Source organism: Micromonospora sp. SD19, assembly GCF_054462275.1.
In genome coordinates this window covers 19,311-37,608 of sequence record NZ_JBTLMN010000002.1, presented here as the reverse complement: position 1 = coordinate 37,608, position 18,298 = coordinate 19,311, and the positions used below count along the sequence as shown (strand labels likewise).

The 18,298-nt window shown below is 69.2% G+C and carries 20 protein-coding genes and 1 pseudogene; 16 read left to right on the top strand and 5 right to left on the bottom strand.

Annotated features, from left to right (window positions below; translation table 11 throughout):
• Positions 1-331 precede the first annotated feature (331 nt).
• The gene (locus ACX27O_RS07395) at positions 332-2,251 is read right to left on the bottom strand and encodes a Na+/H+ antiporter NhaA (protein WP_458939458.1); all 1,920 of its coding nucleotides are present in this window, start codon (positions 2,249-2,251) and stop codon (positions 332-334) included.
• 289 nt (positions 2,252-2,540) lie between these two features.
• On the opposite strand from ACX27O_RS07395, the gene ACX27O_RS07390 reads away from it, so the two are divergent.
• The 5 genes from ACX27O_RS07390 to ACX27O_RS07370 are packed head-to-tail and all read left to right on the top strand — an operon-like array spanning position 2,541 to position 5,438.
• On the top strand, positions 2,541-2,939 hold the full coding sequence (locus ACX27O_RS07390) for a YbaB/EbfC family DNA-binding protein (protein ID WP_357640291.1): 399 nt from the start codon (positions 2,541-2,543) through the stop codon (positions 2,937-2,939).
• Positions 2,926-3,294 carry a type VII secretion target gene (locus tag ACX27O_RS07385; protein ID WP_357640288.1) on the top strand — a complete coding sequence of 123 codons (369 nt, stop codon included), beginning with the start codon at positions 2,926-2,928 and terminating at the stop codon, positions 3,292-3,294. The genes ACX27O_RS07390 and ACX27O_RS07385 overlap by 14 nt, the downstream gene beginning before the upstream one ends.
• Positions 3,295-3,350: 56 nt before the next feature.
• A complete protein-coding gene (locus ACX27O_RS07380) occupies positions 3,351-4,484 on the top strand; it encodes a WXG100-like domain-containing protein (protein WP_458939129.1) in 1,134 nt (377 codons plus the stop codon).
• The gene (locus tag ACX27O_RS07375) at positions 4,484-4,828 is read left to right on the top strand and encodes a hypothetical protein (RefSeq protein ID WP_210864394.1); all 345 of its coding nucleotides are present in this window, start codon (positions 4,484-4,486) and stop codon (positions 4,826-4,828) included. The genes ACX27O_RS07380 and ACX27O_RS07375 overlap by 1 nt, the downstream gene beginning before the upstream one ends.
• 55 nt (positions 4,829-4,883) lie before the next feature.
• The gene (locus tag ACX27O_RS07370) at positions 4,884-5,438 is read left to right on the top strand and encodes a Uma2 family endonuclease (RefSeq protein ID WP_247680065.1); all 555 of its coding nucleotides are present in this window, start codon (positions 4,884-4,886) and stop codon (positions 5,436-5,438) included.
• A gap of 43 nt (positions 5,439-5,481) precedes the next feature.
• Here the strand turns inward: ACX27O_RS07370 and ACX27O_RS07365 are convergent, their stop codons facing one another.
• From ACX27O_RS07365 to ACX27O_RS07355, 3 genes are all read right to left on the bottom strand, one after another.
• Positions 5,482-6,207, bottom strand: coding sequence for a CBS domain-containing protein (locus tag ACX27O_RS07365; RefSeq protein WP_357640281.1), 726 nt, complete (start codon positions 6,205-6,207; stop codon positions 5,482-5,484).
• Between the two features lie 182 nt (positions 6,208-6,389).
• A complete protein-coding gene (locus ACX27O_RS07360) occupies positions 6,390-6,641 on the bottom strand; it encodes a hypothetical protein (protein ID WP_458939128.1) in 252 nt (83 codons plus the stop codon).
• Positions 6,638-6,940: a DivIVA domain-containing protein gene (locus ACX27O_RS07355; RefSeq protein ID WP_458939127.1), complete on the bottom strand. Its 303-nt coding sequence runs from the start codon at positions 6,938-6,940 to the stop codon at positions 6,638-6,640. Before ACX27O_RS07355 ends, ACX27O_RS07360 begins: the two co-directional genes overlap by 4 nt.
• A 230-nt stretch (positions 6,941-7,170) precedes the next feature.
• On the opposite strand from ACX27O_RS07355, the gene ACX27O_RS07350 reads away from it, so the two are divergent.
• On the top strand, positions 7,171-8,058 hold the full coding sequence (locus ACX27O_RS07350) for a helix-turn-helix domain-containing protein (protein ID WP_458939126.1): 888 nt from the start codon (positions 7,171-7,173) through the stop codon (positions 8,056-8,058).
• The gene (locus tag ACX27O_RS07345; RefSeq protein ID WP_458939125.1) at positions 8,051-8,254 is read left to right on the top strand and encodes a DUF397 domain-containing protein; all 204 of its coding nucleotides are present in this window, start codon (positions 8,051-8,053) and stop codon (positions 8,252-8,254) included. The genes ACX27O_RS07350 and ACX27O_RS07345 overlap by 8 nt, the downstream gene beginning before the upstream one ends.
• A 47-nt stretch (positions 8,255-8,301) precedes the next feature.
• Here ACX27O_RS07345 and ACX27O_RS07340 read toward each other — a convergent pair whose 3' ends face one another.
• Positions 8,302-8,769, bottom strand: coding sequence for a hypothetical protein (locus ACX27O_RS07340; protein WP_030337123.1), 468 nt, complete (start codon positions 8,767-8,769; stop codon positions 8,302-8,304).
• Between the two features lie 244 nt (positions 8,770-9,013).
• On the opposite strand from ACX27O_RS07340, the gene ACX27O_RS07335 reads away from it, so the two are divergent.
• The 9 genes and pseudogenes from ACX27O_RS07335 to ACX27O_RS07295 form a co-directional block, all read left to right on the top strand.
• Positions 9,014-9,517 carry a hypothetical protein gene (locus ACX27O_RS07335; RefSeq protein ID WP_030337125.1) on the top strand — a complete coding sequence of 168 codons (504 nt, stop codon included), beginning with the start codon at positions 9,014-9,016 and terminating at the stop codon, positions 9,515-9,517.
• Between the two features lie 270 nt (positions 9,518-9,787).
• Positions 9,788-10,123 carry a nucleotide pyrophosphohydrolase gene (locus ACX27O_RS07330; RefSeq protein ID WP_030337126.1) on the top strand — a complete coding sequence of 112 codons (336 nt, stop codon included), beginning with the start codon at positions 9,788-9,790 and terminating at the stop codon, positions 10,121-10,123.
• Positions 10,124-10,398: 275 nt separating this feature from the next.
• Entirely contained in the window at positions 10,399-12,171 is a 1,773-nt protein-coding gene (locus ACX27O_RS07325; RefSeq protein WP_458939124.1) for a DNA/RNA helicase domain-containing protein, read from the top strand.
• A 222-nt stretch (positions 12,172-12,393) separates the two neighbouring features.
• On the top strand, positions 12,394-12,870 hold the full coding sequence (locus tag ACX27O_RS07320) for a hypothetical protein (RefSeq protein WP_458939123.1): 477 nt from the start codon (positions 12,394-12,396) through the stop codon (positions 12,868-12,870).
• 49 nt (positions 12,871-12,919) lie between these two features.
• Positions 12,920-14,719, top strand: coding sequence for a glycoside hydrolase family 15 protein (locus tag ACX27O_RS07315; protein ID WP_458939122.1), 1,800 nt, complete (start codon positions 12,920-12,922; stop codon positions 14,717-14,719).
• A 59-nt stretch (positions 14,720-14,778) separates the two neighbouring features.
• On the top strand, positions 14,779-15,615 hold the full coding sequence (locus ACX27O_RS07310; RefSeq protein ID WP_030337131.1) for an aldo/keto reductase: 837 nt from the start codon (positions 14,779-14,781) through the stop codon (positions 15,613-15,615).
• Between the two features lie 45 nt (positions 15,616-15,660).
• On the top strand, positions 15,661-16,941 hold the full coding sequence (locus ACX27O_RS07305; protein WP_458939121.1) for a hypothetical protein: 1,281 nt from the start codon (positions 15,661-15,663) through the stop codon (positions 16,939-16,941).
• Positions 16,942-17,067: 126 nt separating this feature from the next.
• On the top strand, positions 17,068-18,102 hold the full coding sequence (locus tag ACX27O_RS07300; protein WP_458939120.1) for an Atu2307/SP_0267 family LLM class monooxygenase: 1,035 nt from the start codon (positions 17,068-17,070) through the stop codon (positions 18,100-18,102).
• A 41-nt stretch (positions 18,103-18,143) separates the two neighbouring features.
• Positions 18,144-18,221 (top strand): annotated as a pseudogene (locus ACX27O_RS07295) (DNA-binding response regulator); the annotation flags it as partial.
• Positions 18,222-18,298 lie beyond the last annotated feature (77 nt).

Here is an 18,298-nt window from a genome sequence, read left to right as displayed (position 1 = left end):
ACTCCGCCGGGCCGACGATGCCACAAACGATCACACCGCCCACCGCCAGGCCGGCGATCCCGCAAACGATCAGACCACCCACACCGACAAGCGGGCGATGCCGCAAACGATTCAGCTCCAAAGGCAGCGACCGCCACCTACGGATCCGCCCCGAAGATGCCCACCCCCGCGGCAACACCCGCTCGGCCGCCGATCACACCCGGAGGCCCGGCGACCCAGCCGCCGACCCAGCCGCCGATCCGGTGGCGCCGCGAGTGCCCGGCGCTGGGCGAGGTGTTTGCCCATCCGTACCCGTCAATCACCTGGCCGGAGGCGATCAGCGCCCGCGCGGTCACCTCGCCGGCCCGCCCTCGCGGCGATCGGGATCCCGGGGGCGGTACTCGGGGCGCAGCTTCGCGCTCGCGAACGCCGCCTTCACCGCCGCCGAGAGTGCGGCGATGTCGTACGCGCCGTGGTGTCGACGGCCGTTGATGAAGAAGGTCGGGGTGCCGGTGACGCCGCTGAGATCGGCGGAGTCGACGTCCTCGGCGATCCGGTCCACGCCCATCCGCTTCACCATGTGCTCCCGGAACCCGTCCAGATCCAGGCCGAGCTGCTCGGCGTAGCCGAGCACGTCGGTGGGGCTGAGCGCGTCCTGGTGGGCGAGCAGCAGGTCGTGCATCTCCCAGAACGCGCCCTGTTCCCCCGCCGCCTCGGCGGCCTCGGCGGCGAGTTGGGCATGCGGGTGGACGTCGGTGAGCGGCAGGTGCCGCCAGACGTACCGGACGTTGGCGAAATCCGCCAACAGCTCTCGGACCACCGGCTCGGCCTGCCCGCAGTAGGGGCACTCGAAGTCGCCGTACTCCACCACCGTCACCGGCGCTTCGAGCGACCCGCGCATGTGGTCGCGGTTCGGGTCGACCGGCAACATCAGGTCGACGATGCCCTCGGTGACGCCCAGCAGCGCGCGTGACCGCCGCGCCGGCGAGAGCCGGCCGACGGAGCGGAACACCAGCCAGGTGACGAGGGACGCGCCGAACGTGGCCACGAGGATGCCGAACTTCGCCTCGTCCAGGGCCGGGCCGTGCAGGGCATGGGTGGCGATCAGCAGCGCGACGGTGAACCCGATGCCGGAGACCGTGCCGACCCCGAGGACGGCGAGCCAGCCGACGGGCGGCCGGAACCGGTTGCCGCTCAGCCGGGCCACCAGCCACGCGGTGAGCACGATCCCGGCCGGCTTGCCGACGACGTACGCCACCACGACGCCGAGCGTGACCGGGGAGGTCACGGCCCTGGCCAGCAGGTCGCCGTCGATCACGATCCCGACGTTGGCCAGCGCGAACAGTGGCACCACCAGGTAACTGGCCCACGGGTGGTAGAGCGTCTGCAGCCGCTCGTTCGGCGACAGCGCGGCGGTGAGCCCGGCTCGGGCCATCCGGGCCAGTTGCGGGGTGGGCTGTTCCCGGAAGAGGCGGAACTGGTCGCTGGCGTGTTGCAGGTCGCTGCGGCCGGGGGCGTACGCGTAGGTCAGCAACCCCATCACCAGGCCCACCGCCACCGGATCGACACCGGACATCGAGACCGCCAGCCAGGCCGCCACCCCCAACAGGCCGTAGATCGGCCCGAACTGCACACCCCACGCCCGGATGAGCAGGACGACGCCGAAGATCACCGTCGCGACGACCAGCGCCGTCACCGAGGGATGGTGCGGGTACGCGATGGCCAGCACCGCGATCGCCACCACGTCGTCGACGACGGCGACGGTCAGCAGGAAACCCCGCAACCGTTCCGAGAACCGCGGCCCGAAGACGGCCAGCGCCCCGAGCGCGAGCGCCGTGTCCGTGGCCATCACCGCGCCCCACCCCGCGGCGGTGGTCCGCCCGGCGTTGATCGCGAGATAGATCGCGACCGGCACGAGCATGCCACCGATCCCGACCAGCATGGGCAACGCCAGGCGACGCCGCTCCCGCAACTCGCCGATGTCGAACTCGCGGCGCAACTCCAGCCCCGCGACCAGGAAGAAGAACGTCATCAGGCCGCTGTTGATCCAGGTACGCAGGTCGTGCGACACGGTCCATCCGCCGAGCTGGATCGACAGGGAGGTACCCCAGACCGACTCGTACGACGACACATGCAGGTTCGCCCAGCCGAGAGCGGCCACCGCGGCGATGAGCACCACCCGCGCGCCGCCGGTCTCGGTGCGCAGGAACCGGCGCAGCGGAGCGTTGATCCGCCCCTGCCAGGCCGTTCGGCTGGTCCAGCCCCGGCGCATGTTGTCGCTCGTCACGGGGACAATCTTCGCCGACCCGACCGTCACACGGCCCCGATTGCCACTCCTCCCCGCCGAAGACGACCGCGCGCGCTCATCCCTCCCCCACTGCGCCGATCTTGCGCTTTCGGTGGTCGGGTTGCGGGCTTCCGTGTCATTTGTCGCGACAGAAAGTGCAAGATCGCGCGGGGAGGGCGGCGACCTTGGCGGGCATGCACGCAGCGGCACCGGTTGGTAACGTGTCGTGGGGTCGCCGGTTGCCGTCGGCGGCGCTCCCCTGGGGAGGGTCGACATGTGGGCGGACGACGCCGCGCTCGACGCGGCGGCGCGCCGGCTCGACGAGTGGGAATCATCGCTCGCCGAACGGGCGGAACGCGCCAGGGCGCTGTCGACGACGATGCGGGACCTGACCGGCACCGCCCGCAACGCCGACCGGACGGTCGAGGTCACCGTCGACTCGACCGGCATCCTGATCGACCTCAGGCTCGACGAGCGCATCCGGCAACAATCAGCTACCCACACCGCCCGGCAGATCCTGGAAACCACCGCCGCCGCCCGCGCCGACCTGCTCCGACAGGTCACCACCGCAGCAGGGGAAACGCTCGGCGACGACGCGAGCACCCAGGCCATCATCGACTCGTACCGCAGCCGGCTTCTCCCCGACCAGAGGTCGAACGATGCCCGCCGGTGACGGCATCCAGGTCGACCCGGACGACCTGACCGCCCACGCCGCGCGCCTCGACCGCTGCGCCGGCAGTCTCGATACCGCCCACCAGGCAGGCCAGCACGTCCGGTTGGGCGCTGACGCCTACGGGCAGCTCTGCGCGATGATGCCGGTGCTGCTCGGCGGCCTCCAGCAGGCAGTGGTCGACGGCATCGGCGCCGCCGCCACGTCGGTCCGCGACACCGCCGGCAGGCTGCGGGTCGGCGCGGACCGCTACCGCAGCTCCGACGCCCATGCCCAACACCTGTTCGACAGCGTGCGGCAGCACCGGCCCGATGAGGTGCGGCAGCACCCGCTCGACGGGGTGCGGCAGCACCGGTGACGTCGAACCCGCTCGTCGCCACCGCTGCGGACACCCCGCCCAGCGCCTGGGCGGGCGTGTGGATCTGCGAGGACATCGACCTCATCGCGCAGGGCATCCGCAACGGCAGCTGGATCGACGGCAGCCTCGGCGTCGTGAGCGCCGGGCTGGACGCCCTCGCCCTCGTCTCCGACCCGGTCGGTGCGCTGCTCCAGTACGGGATCGCCTGGCTCATCGAACACGTCAAGCCGCTCAGCGAGGCGCTGGACTGGCTCGCCGGCGACCCCGCGCAGATCACCGCACACGCCCAGACCTGGCGCGCCGTCGCCGGGTCACTGCGCGACGACGCCGCCGAACTGGCCCGCGCGGTGCGCAACGACGTCGCCGGCTGGGGCGGCAGCGCCGGCCCCGCCTACCGGGCCTGGGCCGCCGAACAACACCAGGCCATCACCGGCCTCGCCCAGGGCGCCGACACCCTGGCCGCGATCACCGAAGGCGCCGCCGGCCTGGTCGCCGCCGTCCGGCTCCTCGTCCGCGACGCCATCGCCACCTGCGTGTCCCGCATCATCGTGTACGCGGGCGAACTCCTCATCACCGGCGGACTGGCCGCGCCCCTGGTCGTGGAGCAGGTGACGACCTTGGTCGCGTCGTGGGGTGCGCGGATCGCGCGGCTGCTGCGCGGGTTGCTGGCCAGCCTGCGGCGGCTGATCCCGGAGGTACGCCGACTCGCCGACCTCATCGAGAAGCTCAAGCAGGTGTTGGGGCGGCTACGGAGAGGTGAATCGCCATCGGGCCGGAACACGCCGGAACCTGAGCCACCTCGCGAGACAACATCCCATTCCCTGACGGAGCAGCAACGAGTCCACGACCTTGGCATGGATCCGGCCACAGGAAGGTTCCGTCCGGGTGAGGCGGAGACGGCGCTTCGTCTGGAGCAGGAACTGGGCGTGCGGCTGCATCGCGCTCCTGCGGATTCCTCAGCCGACTGGGTTGACGATGCCGGCCGGACCTACGATGCGGTGGGCAACTTTCCGGGGCAGTACTTTGACCGTCAGTGGCCGCAATTGCAGTATCAGATCGAGCGACACTTAGATAAAGCAGACCTGGTGCCGGTAGACGTCTCGCGGTTCGCTCCGGAACAGGTCGCCCGGATCGAGCAGTTCATTGGGGACCGACGCCTCGGTCCACGAGTATTCGTTGTGGGGAAGTAATGGCTGGCCTCATCGTCCTGAAACCAGGCGTCGACTGGACCGCAACCGGAGGGTTGTTCGACTGGACGCTGGAGTTCCTGATTTCCCGCCTCTCGGACAGGCAGACCGCCAACCACCTGCAGGAGATCGTCGACAACAACCTTGGGTCGGTGTGGATCGACGACTTGCCCGCCGCAGCGCAGGAGGAGATCGTCAGTCACTGGCGCGACGGCCTGGTGGCGGCTGGCGAGCGACAACTTCCGGAAACTGAACACAAGGTCGATGTCATCCGCCACCTTCAGGAACTGGTCGACGCCACCTATTCGGCTGGGTTCCCCGGATCAAGCAACCCTGGTGGTCGCTGACGCCGTGCGGTCCCATCGTCGCAGGAGTTGGACTGCGAACCGGTACTATGCGCCCATGAGCTCAGAGGCGGTTGGCAGGTACATGCCCCCGGTCGTGACGCTCGATGACCTGACGGCGATGATGGCCGCAGACGAGAACCACCGGTACGAAATCAGCCCCGAGGGAGTCGTCTCGATCATGCCGCCGCCGGGCTACACCCACGCGATCATCGCGACCCGGCTCATGGTGTGGCTCGCCCAGGGCGGTGTTCCAGCGGAACACATCGCTCAAGCAGTCGGCTTACGCATCCCGGGCCGTGACGGTGGTGTCGGTGGGCGCATTCCGGACCTGGTTGTATGGAGCAAGGCTCAGGTAGATGGCGTGTGGCTGCCGGTGGCCGACGTGCTCCTCGTGGTCGAGATCGTTTCGCCCGGCTCCGAGGGCGTCGACACGGTGACCAAGCGCAGCGAATACGCTGCCGCCGGCATCCCCCAGTACTGGGTAGTGGATCAGGATTCGGCGCAGACCGTGACCATGCACCGCCTGGACGGCGACCAGTACGTCACCCAGGCGACCATGCCGCTCGCGTGGGTTCTCAACACCGGCCTGGATGAGCACGGCCTAGGCTGACGCGGCCAGTGCCGGGCCCATCCGCCATCCCGGCCTGGGCAGCTCAGTTGAAGGCGAGCGCCTGAGTCAAGATCGGTAGGTCGAACGGAACCACCAGGCGCAACGGCTTGTCGGTCCGCCTCCCGTTCTGAGTGATGATGAGCGCCATACTCTGTTGCCCGGCAAGACAACTCTGGCTGAGCAGGTCGATCGCCTCCACCACGGTGATCGCCCTGGGGACCAGAACCGCACCCTCCCCTGGTTCGGCGAAACGAAGCACCTGCCGAACCGGTTCCTCCTCGGCCATCCCCGTGTTCCTGGTCATCTGATCGGCGAGCCAGCGCGCGATGGCGTTGGTGGTCAGCACGCCGACGTAGCCGTCGTCGTAAACCGGCAACTGTGAGTACCCGAATGCGCGGACGTGCTCCAGCGCGATGCTGATGGGGTCGTCCGGGCGCACCGCGCAGACCTTGCCGGATTTGAGGACCGTCAGCGCCAACGGCGGTTCGATGATCTGCTGTCGAAGATGCTCGATTTCCTGCACGACGGTTTCAACCGGGTCGGCGATCGGCCGGCCGCCGTAGTAGGTGCCGTGGCTGATCGCGTTGCGCAGCGAGGCGAACGCGACCAGGGCGTTCCGCTGCTGCTGCGACAGCGTCCGCCGTTGCCCATAGTCCCGGATCAGTTGGGCGAAGCCGACCGCCACATCGGCCCGCAGGGTGGAGCGGAAGTGGTTTTCGATGTCATTGAAGGCGGCGAGAAATCGCGCGCCTGCCGTCGTGATCGTCACCGGCGGAGCCTGACACACCCCGAATCATCACCGTGATGCCGAGCGAACGCTGTTCACCAGCTCACACGACGACGGCAGTCATTGTGACCGAGCCGGACATTTTGGAAGCTGACCGGCGCATACCGTGTCATGGCCCTGCTCATTCAGCCGTGTCATGGCGGTCCGTCGCCGGCAGCGCTCCGTCAGCGGCGTAGGCGGCGGGAGCAGTCGCCGTCGTGACCGTCGCGCAGGAGGCAACGCCGACCGCCGGGCAGTCGCAGGTCGCAGAAGACCCGGTGACGGAGGAACTGCTGGTCCTCCGCGGAAACGGTGGTCTCCCCCGGGTCTGCCATGGGCAGCACCAGCATCCATCGGCCGATGACCCTAGCCAGGCGTTGCACGGCCGGCAGGTCGTTGGCAACGACGGGCAGATGGATGACGTACCGCTGGCTCATCGGGCCTGGTCCCGCTCGTTGCTGGCGCGGGCCTGATCGGTCTGCCAGCGACGCAGGCCGGCCTTGATCCGGGCGGTCTCGCGGCGGCTCTCGGCGAGCGCGGCGTAGACGGCGGCCATGTCGACGGCCACCCGGTCGAGGAAGGCGTACACGTCGTCGGGGTTCAGACCGCGACGCCCGAGCCCGACCGGCGGGAAGCGGCGCTCACGCACCTGCCATGGCAGCAGACCGGTGTACGCGGCGGAGCGGTAGGTCGCGCCGCCGCGCGGCCGCTCTGGTCGCTGGTTGCTGGCGTTCATGTCTGCCTGCCTTCCTGCTGCGGAGGGGCGAGGGGTTTCGGGAGGCACGGCGGCCGTTCGGGGGAACCGGCCGGCCGCCGTGCTGTGATCAGCCTGCGACAGTCCGCAGTGGAAACACAACGTTCCACACCGCAATTTCGCCGTTGTGCATTGACTTTCTTTGCTGAAACCCGTAGGAGTTGCAGGAGCAGGTCACGCAGTGTTGCGTGACGGAACCAGGGAGTGTGCGGATGCCCGAAGACATCGGATCGACAGTGCCGCGTCGGCAACTCGGCCGGCTGCTGCGACAGTTCCGCAACGAGGCCGGGGTGACGCTCGACGCCGCCGCCGAAGCCCTCGAATACAGCCGGCAGAAGATCTGGCGGCTCGAATGCGGCCAGGGCTCCGTCCGGGTGCTCGACGTCAAGGCGATGTGCGAGCTGTACGGGGTGTCGCCCGAGATGACCGAGGCGATGCGCGGGCTGGCCGCGGAAACGAAGTCGAAGGGCTGGTGGCACGCGTACGGCGATGCGGTGCCGAACTGGTTCGAGCTGTACGTCGGCCTGGAGTCCGCCGCCGCCCACCTCCGCCGTTATGACGAGTCGCTCATCCCTGGGATCCTTCAGACCAAGGAGTACGCCCGCGCGCTCTACCGCCTTGGCGGGATGCTGAACGAGGAAGAACGCGAGCGCGCGGTCCAGGTCCGGCTGCAACGGCAGGCACTACTCTCTCGGCGTCTCCCGGCAGCTCCCAGGGTTGAATCCGTGTTGTCCGAGGCGGTGCTTCGGCGTGGTGTCGGCGGCCCACCCGTCATGACCGAGCAGCTCGCTCACCTCACCAAGCTGTCCGAGCTACCGAACGTCAGCGTCAGAGTGCTGCCCCTGGCAGCAGGACCGCAGCCCGGGGCGGTTGCGGGGTCCTTTGTGATCCTCGACTTCCCGGCGACCAAGGGCGGTCGTACCGCGCCGGAGCCCTCCGTGGTCTACAGCGAGTCATTGACCGGCGCTCTGTACCTCGACAAGCCCGACGAGCTGGCCGCCTACCAGCGCGTCTGGCGAGGCCTGGATGCGCTGGCCCTCGGCGAGGCAGAATCGACTGACATGATCAAGCGGATCGCTGGGGAGATGCGGCATGACTGACCTGAGTGGCGCCGTCTGGCGCAAAAGCACCCGCAGCGGCGACAACGGCGGTGACTGCGTCGAGGTCGCCATCAACCTCCCCAACGCTGTCGCCGTGCGCGACTCGAAGGATTCCGCGGGACCGCTACTCACCTTCACCGCCCAGGCCTGGACGGACTTCATCGCGGCGGCCAAACATGAGGGCCGCGCCAGCTGAAGGTCGGGCGTCGCCGACGGTGTGCGGGCGCCGCCTTAACCAGTCGGTCACCAGTCACCTGCCCACTTCGACGGCGGTGTGACGGCGAGGTGCGGCTCCGCACTGATCGGTTCGAGGGCGTGCACCACCCGCAGGTGCCCGTCGGCCGCCGCGTCCTCGTCGATGATGACGCGGCCACTGCTGCCGTCGGTGCTGACCAGCAGCCACCGGCTGGGGTAGATGCTGCCGTCGTCGACCAGCGCCCGCACCCCGAAGGCGCGGGCCAAGGTAATCGCCGACTCTCGTTCACCCTGACCGGTGGCATCGGCTGGGTCGGTGTCACCGGTCAGGATCCAGCCGAACTCCTCGTCGTGCGGTGGAGGGCTGAGCATGGCGACCGGCCGAGGGTCATCGACTGCTCGATCCTCGACGCGTCCCACGTAGACGGCGTCCGGCGAGATGCCGTAGCTCTCGTCCAGAAATCGGCAGAGCGCCCCTGCGGGCAACTCCTGCTCGACGTGGATCTGATAACGCACCCTCACCCCCCGGGTAGCTCCCCCAACGCCGGCTGCCATCGCACGTCTGTTGCACGTGCGGGAATTGCGCATCCGTGATGGACAGCAATCACGTGTCACTCCGTCGAAGCCGCCAGCATTTTGTCCGACCACCGACAGAGTTAAATGCGAGCCGGATAGCTGACAGGGCACTTCTTCGACCACCACGCTAATCTGCCTTCGGCGGTTTCGCTGAAACAGGCGACCATTCCTAAAGGAGAATGTCATGTTCATCGTGGCGACGCAGGATCCGAAGACACGCGGTCAGTCTGAGGCTCCCGAATCGGGCGCGGACGCGTGGGGTGCCCTCCTACCCATCGACGCCGGGCTCACGCAGGCCGAGGCGGACCGGCAACTGGCCACCTACCTGGCCGGGGTGCAGGCGGGCGAGCCGCTGTGCATCCGCGCGCACGGCAACGACGAGGAAATCGGCGACGCCGAAGCCGGTGCCAAGGACTGGGGCTGGACGTACAAGAAGCTGGCCCGAATGCTGGCCACCCACCTGACCGCCACCCCGAGCGTCGTCCTGATCCGGTCGTGCGCCGAGGAGGTGACCAACTTCCCCACCCAGATGGCGGTCCGCCTGGAGTCGAACTGGCCGGGCGCGAACCACCTCGACGGGGTCGTCATCTACGGCTACAACACGTCCGTCAGCATCAGCACGCCAATCCCCTCGCCGCAGCAGCTGAAAAAGAACGTCCAGATCCAGCCGGTCATCATTTCGTTGTGACCGACGACGGCACCTAGCAATCGGTTCCGTACATAATTCCTTCAGCAACTCGGGCTCTCGCATCGACCTGTCACATTCGCACTGAATAGACAGTCCGAGATTCTTGAGGAATCCGACGGCGGGCCCGCCGCTGACCATCTCACCTCTGAATTGGTCACCGGAGTTGCCGACGACCGCGTCCACTCGCAGTCGGTCCGCCGGCATCGCCAGTAGCGGAGGGACAGCAATGGGGCTGCCGCCGCTGGCTCGCAGGCCTGCCATGCTCAGGCCATGGACGACCTGACGAGCCGCGTACGGCAATTCGCGGAAGAACGGGACTGGCAACAGTTCCACACGCCCAAGAACTTGGCCATGGCACTCGCTGGTGAAGTTGGTGAGCTGATTGCCGAGTTCCAGTGGCTCACGCCCGAGCAGTCTGCGGCGGTCATGTCTGACCCGGACGCCGGCAAACGGGTGAGAGCCGAGATCGGCGACGTCATGATCTACCTGACCCGGCTCGCCGATGTACTCGACGTCGATCTAGTGGAGGCGGCTCTGACCAAGCTTCAGGATTCGGCTCGTCGCTACCCCGTTGACCTGGCTCGCGGTTCAGCCTCGAAGCGGTAGCCGCAGGCAGCGTCGGCATGGCGCCGAGTTGATCTATTCGTTACAGTCCACCACGTAGGAGCGCGTCACGACGGGCTTCCGGCGAGTGTCGGATACGCCCCCCATGCGCACGATCACTTCGTGCTGCCCGGGGGCAAGAGTTGTCAGCGTTTCGTACGTCCGCCGATGGTCTGCTGCGCCTGGTCGCTAACGGAACTCTCGCGGACCGGATCGCGGAGCAGATCGGCCGAAACGTGAGTCCGGCGGAACGCCGTGCCTGGTCGCGCAGCCTTGAGGTGCTAGGCCAGGATCTCGCCGATGCCGGCCTGAGCCAGGTCGAGATGCTCGTCGAGTACCAGTTGCCGCTGACCAGCAAGCGGGTCGACGTGGTTCTCGCCGGTGTGGACCCGAGGACCGCCGACGACTCCTACGTTGTCGTGGAGTTGAAGCAGTGGTCCTACGCCGAGTCCTACGAAGGCTCCGGCGACCTCGTGGCGGTGGAACACGCACGTGGCCCACGGCTCCACCCTGGCGTCCAAGTCGAGCTGTACTGCCAGTACCTGACGGACTTTCTCGGCGTCCTCACCACGGAGCGGAACCGGATCCGTGGGGTGGCATACCTACACAACGCGGTCGACCGAGACATCAGTGACCTGTTCGATCGCGGATCAACCGAGCAGAGCCGCATCTTCACCAAGCAGCGGCGCGGCCAGTTCATCGACTACCTGCGCACCCATCTCGCCCCGACATCAGGTACCGGGGCCGCAGACCGGTTCCTCACCAGTTCCGTTCGCCCCAGTCGTCATCTGCTCAGGTACGCCGCACAGGAACTGCAGAGCCGGTCGCACTTCACGCTGCTGGATCAGCAGCGTGTGGCTTACGAGTTGGTGCTGCACGCCGTGGAGCGCGCCCGATCGGCGGATCGGAAATCGGTCGTTGTCGTATCGGGCGGACCGGGCAGCGGCAAGAGCGTGATCGCGTTGTCGGTGCTCGGTGAGTTGGCACGCCAGAACCGGTCCGTCATGCACGCGACCGGCTCGCGGTCGTTCACCCAGACGTTGCGCCGGTACGCAGGCAAAGGCTCGACCCGGATCAAGAACCTGTTCAGCTACTTCAACAGCTTCATGTCCGCCGAGCGCAACGGTCTGGACGTCTTGATCTGCGACGAGGCGCACCGCATCCGGGAAACCTCCGTCAACCGGTTCACGCCGAAAGTCAAGCGGGAGAAGGCTCGGTCGCAGATCGACGAGCTTATCGCCGCTGCTCGGGTGCCGGTCTTCCTGCTCGATGAGCACCAGGTAGTCAAGCCGGGTGAGTTGGGCAACGTGGAGGTCATCTCGTCGTACGCGAAGCAGCTCAACCTTGACGTCGAGGTGGTGTCTCTACACACTCAGTTCCGCTGCGGCGGCAGCGAGGCGTACGAGCAGTGGGTCGTTGATCTGCTCGGGCTCGACGGCGGCGAGCCGTCGGTCTGGACCGGCGACGGGAGGGTCGACCTGCGCCTCGCCGAGTCGCCGCAGGAGTTGGAGACCTTCCTCGCCGGCAGGCAGGCAGCCGGTCTCACGGCGCGCATGTCCGCCGGCTACTGCTGGCCGTGGAGCGACCCGCGAGCGGACGACAGCCTGGTGCCGGACGTACAGATCGGCGGCTGGTCGAGGCCCTGGAACGTCAAGAGCGACCGCAGCGTCGGCGAGGCGCCAGGTAGCGCGTTCTGGGCCACTGACCCGGACGGCTTTGGCCAGGTGGGCTGCGTCTACACCGCGCAGGGTTTCGAGTACACCTGGTCGGGCGTCATCATCGGACCGGATCTGGTGGCGCGGGATGGCCGGCTGGTGACTCGACGCGAGGAGTCGAAGGACCCGGCGTTTCGCAGTCGCAAATTGGTCAGCGACACCGAAGCCGACTTGCTGATTCGCAACACCTACAAGGTTCTGCTGACCCGCGGGATGCGGGGCACGATCGTCTACTCCACGGACCCGGAGACGCGGGAATACCTCGCGTCGATGGTCAAGGTGATCCGACCGGTCGAGACTGTCTACGAAACGGTCATCGGAGACGACCTCGGCTGACGACCGGTGGGCTCGGCGGCACGACAGGTGCGAAGGGGCACTCGCCACACGGGGTCAACTGGTCAAGGGATGTCTGGGCGAGGAGGTCAGCCCGACCGACCCTGTGGCTTATGGTGAGAAATCGGGCGTCGGGTGGGCGGCCCAGGGCCGTGGGGTTTCACGTTGATCAGCCGGAGAGTGGACCGATGACCGACAACGCCCTCGGCGTCGACGACCGCTGAGATGGACTGGGCCGGATGGGCGTTGTTCGGGTTGGTCGCCACCGCGGCGCTCACCGCGGCGATGATCACTGCTCAACTGGCCGGTCTCACCCGGCTCGACCTTCCCCTGGTGCTCGGGGCCTTCGTCACCGGGGACCCGGACCGGGCGCGGGTCGTCGGGTTCTTCGCGCATCTCTGCATTGGTCAGGGTTTCGCGCTCGGTTACGCGGCCGCGTTCGCGCTGTTGCACCGTTCCACGTGGTGGCTCGGGGCGGTGTTGGGGGTCGTGCACGTCGGGATCGCGCTGACGGTGATTCTGCCGCTGCTTCCTGGTGTCCATCCGCGGATGGCGTCGCAACGGGCGGGGCCGGCCAGCACTGCGGTGTTGGAGCCGCCCGGGTTGTTCGCCGTCAACTACGGCATCCAGACCCCACTGGTCACGGTTGTCGTCCACGTCGTCTACGGGGCCTTCCTCGGGTTGCTGCTGCAGGCCAGGTGAACCGCGTGACCCACCGCTCGTCCAGGCGGCCCGGCACGGAGCGATCTGCATGACCGACGGGCCACCGATCAGCGACTACGGGCTGCTCGGCGACACGCGCACCGCCGCCCTGGTGTCCAGTGACGGCGCGATGGACTGGCTGTGCGTACCACGTTTCGACGGCGATCCGCTGTTCGGTCGGCTGGTCGGAGGCCCGGAAGCCGGCACGTTCCGGGTCGGCCCGGCCGGAGCGGCCACCGTCGTCGAGCGACGGTACAAGCAGCACACCGCCACAGTGGAGACGACCTGGTTGGTGGGCGGCGGCCGGCTGCGCCTCACCGAGGCGATGCTGGCCGAGGTCAGCGGTCGGCTGCTGCCGACCACACTGATCGTGCGACGGTTGTCGGCCGAGCAGGCGGCGGTCGACGCGGTGGTGGAGTTCGATCCCCGCCTCGGTGTACGGCACCGCCGGCCGCGTATCCACCACCGGCGCCAGGGCCTCGTGTGTGAGTGGGAGGCGCTCGCGGTCGCGCTGGACAGCACGCCCCCGTTCAGAATTGAACCGGGTCGGCCCGCCTCGGTCACGGTCCGGCCGGGCCGTCCGGTCACCCTCGTCCTGGCCGTGGCCCACCGCGAACCGCTGATCCACGTCGAGCCGGAGGCCGCCTGGGACCTGCTCGTCGAGGACGAGGCCCGGTGGCGGGCCTGGACCGCGGAGATCGACGAGCGGCTGCCGTTCCGGGAACACGTCGCCCGAAGCCTGCTCACCATGCGGCTGCTGACCTACTCGCCGTCGGGAGCGCCGGTGGCCGCACCGACCACGTCGTTGCCCGAGGATCCCGGTGGCGGACGCAACTGGGACTACCGCTATGTCTGGCCCCGGGACGCCAGCATCGGCGTCAGCGCCTTCCTCAGTGTCGGCAAGGCCGACGAGGCCCGCGGTTTCCTCGCCTGGCTGCTGCACGCCAGCCGGCTGCAACGGCCACGCCTGCCAGCGCTGCTCACCGTGCACGGCCGGCACGTGCCAGCCGAACGAGAACTGCCTGGTTGGCCCGGCTACCTCGGCAGCCGTCCGGTGCGGATGGGCAACGGTGCGGCCGGTCAACACCAGCTCGACGGCTACGGCTGGGTGATCGACGCCGCCTGGGCGTTCGCTTCGGCCGGGCATCGCCTCGACGCCGAGACGTGGCGGGCGGTGCGCGGCTTCGCCGACGTGGTCGCCGAGTGTTGGCAGGAACCCGATGCCGGCATCTGGGAGGTGCGGGAACCCGGCCAGCACGTCCATTCCAAGCTCATGGGCTGGCTCGCGTTGGACCGCGCCCTGGCCATCGCCGACACGCATCCCCTGCGGGAGGCTCAGCGTCGACGCTGGCAGCACGCCCGTGATGCCATCGCCGCCGAGGTCCGGACGCGCGGCTTCGACGCGAGGGCGGACAGCTACGTCCGGGGGTACGGCTCCGCCGATCTCGACGCGGCAGTGCTCGTCCTGCCGTTGCTGGACATGGACCGGGCCGAGTCACAGCGGGTGCGGGGCACCGTCGACGCCGTGCGAGACAGGTTGTCCGCCGGCGGCCCACTGCTCTACCGCTACCCGCCCGGACGTGACGGCCTGCCCGGCACCGAGGGCGCGTTCCTGCCGTGCTCGTTCTGGCTCGTTCAGGGCCTTGCCCGCACCGGGCGTCGCCGCGAGGCCGTCGACATGTTCCGGGCCATGGTTGATTACGCCAGCCCGCTCGGCCTCTACGCCGAGGAGGTGGACCCGGCGACGGGTGCCCACCTCGGCAACTACCCGCAGACGCTGACCCACGCCGCGCTCGTCCAGGCGGCACTCGCCATCCGGGACGCCCCCGCTGATGCCGGGTCCGCCTGAGGGGCCGTCCGGACGCGGGACACGCCTGTGGGACGGCTCGCGCGGGTAGGGTTCCGATCATGACGATTCCGCATCTGACGGCCGCCGACGGCACCACGTTGCCGGCGATCGGGCTCGGCACCTACCAACTGAACGGCTCGGCGGGTGTCGACGCGATCGGTCAGGCGATCCGGGCGGGTTACCGGTTGCTCGACTCGGCGTTCAACTACGAGAACGAGGGCGCTGTCGGTCGGGCCGTGCGGTCGGCGGGCGACGTACGGGACGAGCTGATCGTCACCTCGAAGCTGCCGGGGCGGCACCACAGCTACGACGAGGCGCTGACCACCGTCGAGGAGAGTGTGTTCCGCACCGGCCTCGACCGGATCGACCTGTACCTGATCCACTGGCCGAACCCGAAGGTCGACAGGTACGTGCAGGCGTGGCAAGCGCTGATCGAGGCCCGCGAGCGCGGGCTGGTGCGGCACATCGGTCTGTCCAACTTCCTGCCCGAGCACATCGAGCGGCTGGTGGCCGAGACCGGTGTCGCCCCGGTGGTCAACCAGATCGAGGTGCACCCGTACTTCCCGCAGCAGGAGGCGCTCGACTACCACCGGGAGCACGGCATCCTGGTGCAGGGGTGGAGCCCGCTCGGCCACGGCAACGACCTGCGACAGCATCCGGTGATCGGGGAGATCGCTGCGGCGCACGGCGTCAGCCCGGCGCAGGCCATCCTCGCCTGGCACGTGGCCCGTCAGGTGATCCCGCTGCCCAAGGCCGCCTCCCCGCAGCGGCAGGCCGAGAACCTGGACGTCTTCGGGATCACGCTCACCGACGCGGAGGTCGCGGCCATCACCGCGCTGGGCCGCCCGGACGGGCGTCTCGCGGACCAGGACCCGGCGGTGTACGAGGAGTTCTGACCGGCCCGCCGCACCGGACGGTCAGGGGTCGGGAGAGCATGGGGCGTGCTCGACGGACTCGACGACATCGACTGGGCGCGGCTCGGTCACGCCTACGGGGCGGCCGACGACGTGCCCGACCAACTGCGCGCCCTCGCCTCGCCCGACCCGGCCGTCCGGGACTCGGCGCTGGGCGAGTTGTACACCAACGTCTTCCACCAGGGCGGCCGGTTCGAGGCGAGCGCGTACGCGGTGCCGTTCCTGCTGGAACTGCTCGCCGATGCGGCCACCCCGGACCCGGCGGCGGTGCTCGGGCTGCTGGGTGCCCTGGCGGTCGGCTTCGACGAGGGTGTCCTCCCCGACGGTTTCCCCGTCGCCGAACACCGCCGGGCCGCCGAGGGCGGGCGTGAGCTGCTCGCCGCGAAGCCGCCACCGTGGACCGGCGCGGACGAGTCGACCAAGGAGTACGTCGAGTACACCTACGTCGAGTCCCTCTCCGCTGCGGATCAGCGTCGGCTGTGGGCGTACATCGAACTGTCGGTCTACGACGCGGTGCGCGCCGGGGTGCCGCTGTTGCGCACCCTGCTGCACCACAGCGACCCGGGCGTGCGGACGGGCGCGGCGTACACAGTGGCCTGGTTTCCGGAGGAGGCCACCGGCAGCGTGCCCGCGCTGGCCGCCGCGATCGACGCCGCCGGGAAGCCTGGCGTCGAGGTGGCGTCCGGCGAGGTGGCGACGATGCTGGTGGCGTCGGGGTTGCTCGGCGCGGCGCCGGACGTCCGCTGGTTGGCCGATCCGCGCCCGGTTGTCCGGTGGGGCGCCGCGATCGGTCGGGCCCGTGTCCTCGGCGCGGCGGCCGACCCGGCGACCGTCGAGGAGCTGCTGAGCTGGGCGGCGTCCCCGCCCGACGGCATCGCCGCCCCCGACCACGCGGCCGATCCGAGCCGGGACGAGGTGCTGGCACCCCTGCCCGAGGGGTGGGTGCCGTTCCTCGACGGCGACCTCGGCGGCTACGCGGGCCTGGCCCTGCGGCAGCTCGGCCCCCGGCACAGCGACCGGGCCTTCGACGCGTTGCTCGACCGGCTGCCCGTCGTCAGCGGTGACCGGTCGTTGACGGTGCTGGGTGCCGCGCTGCGCCTCGCCTTCCCGGACGGCCCCGCGCCGGCGGGGACACCGGTCGCGGCGTTGACGCCCCGGCAGCGGCGGCTCGCCGAGGTGCTGGGCCGCTCACCGCAGCCGTGGCTGATCGACGGGCAGGAGTTCGGCAACGTCAGCATGCTGGTCGAGGAGTACGGCCTGCCGGGAAGCCGCCCGGCGGTGCTCGCGTACCTCGCGCACCCGGGGTAGCCGGCCGCGTCGAGTGCTGCTTATTACTGCCAGGTTGGGGAATTCGACGCGGCGATATCGCCGTTGAAGCGCCGGAAGCAGCGGAAGAACGGATGCGGCGGACGCATCGTGATCAGGAGGACCGACGTGGCCACCGAGGTGGAGTTCGGGCTGGACAGCTTCGGGGATGTCACAGTCGACGCGAAGGGCAAACCGTTGCCGTACGCGCAGGTGATCCGCAACGTCGTCGAGCAGGCGGTCCTCGCGGACCGGCTCGGCGTGGACGCCATCGGCCTCGGTGAGCACCACCGCGACGACTTCGCGATCTCCGCCCCGGAGATCGTGCTCGCCGCTATCGCCGGTCGGACCGAGCGGATCCGGCTCGGCACCGCGGTGACGGTGCTCAGCTCGGACGATCCGGTGCGGGTCTTCGAGCGCTTCGCCACCCTCGACGCGGTCTCTCAGGGCCGTGCCGAGATCACCCTGGGCCGGGGCTCGTTCACCGAGTCGTTCCCGCTGTTCGGCTACGACCTGGGTGACTACGAGGAGTTGTTCGAGGAGAAGCTGGAGCTGATGTCCCGGCTGCTCGCGGAAGGTCCGGTGACCTGGGAGGGCAGCGTACGGGCGCCGCTGAAGCAGCAGGAGGTCTACCCGAAGACGGAGTCCGGGCGGATTCGCACCTGGGTCGGCGTCGGCGGCAGCCCGCAGTCGGTGGTCCGGGCCGCCCGGCTCGGTTTCCCGCTGGCCCTGGCGGTGATCGGTGGTGACCCGGCCCGGTTCGCGCCCTACGTGGAGCTGTACCACCGTGCCCTCGACCAGTTCGGCCGCGAGCGCCTTCCGGTCATCGCACACGTGCCCGGCTTCGTCGCCGCTACCGACAAGGAGGCGGCCGATCGGCTCTGGCCGCACGCCCGCAACATGTTGAACCGGATCGGCCGGGAGCGCGGTTGGCCGCCGGCCACCCGGGCCCGGTTCGAAGCCGACATCGCCGAGGGGTCCTGGCACGTCGGTTCGCCGGAGACGGTGGCCCGCAAGGTCGCGGAGACGGTGCGGGTGCTCGGTCTGCAGCGCATCGACCTCAAGTACGCCACCGGCACCCTGGCCCACGAACACCTGATGAGCAGCATCGAGCTGTACGCCACGGCGGTGATCCCGCGGGTGCGGGAGCTGCTGGCCGACTGAGCCCGCGACCCCCGCCTTGCCGGGCGCTCAGGCCGCCGCTTGCCGGCGCGGAGGACTATCTGGTCAAGCCTGCCGAAGTCGCCGAACTGCTGGCCAGAATCCGGGCGCTGCTCCGCCGTCACCAGGACGCGGCACGCCGACTCCCCCTGGGCCTGCGAAGCTGGTTGGACGTGGGCAACCGCCGGGCGCGGCGGCG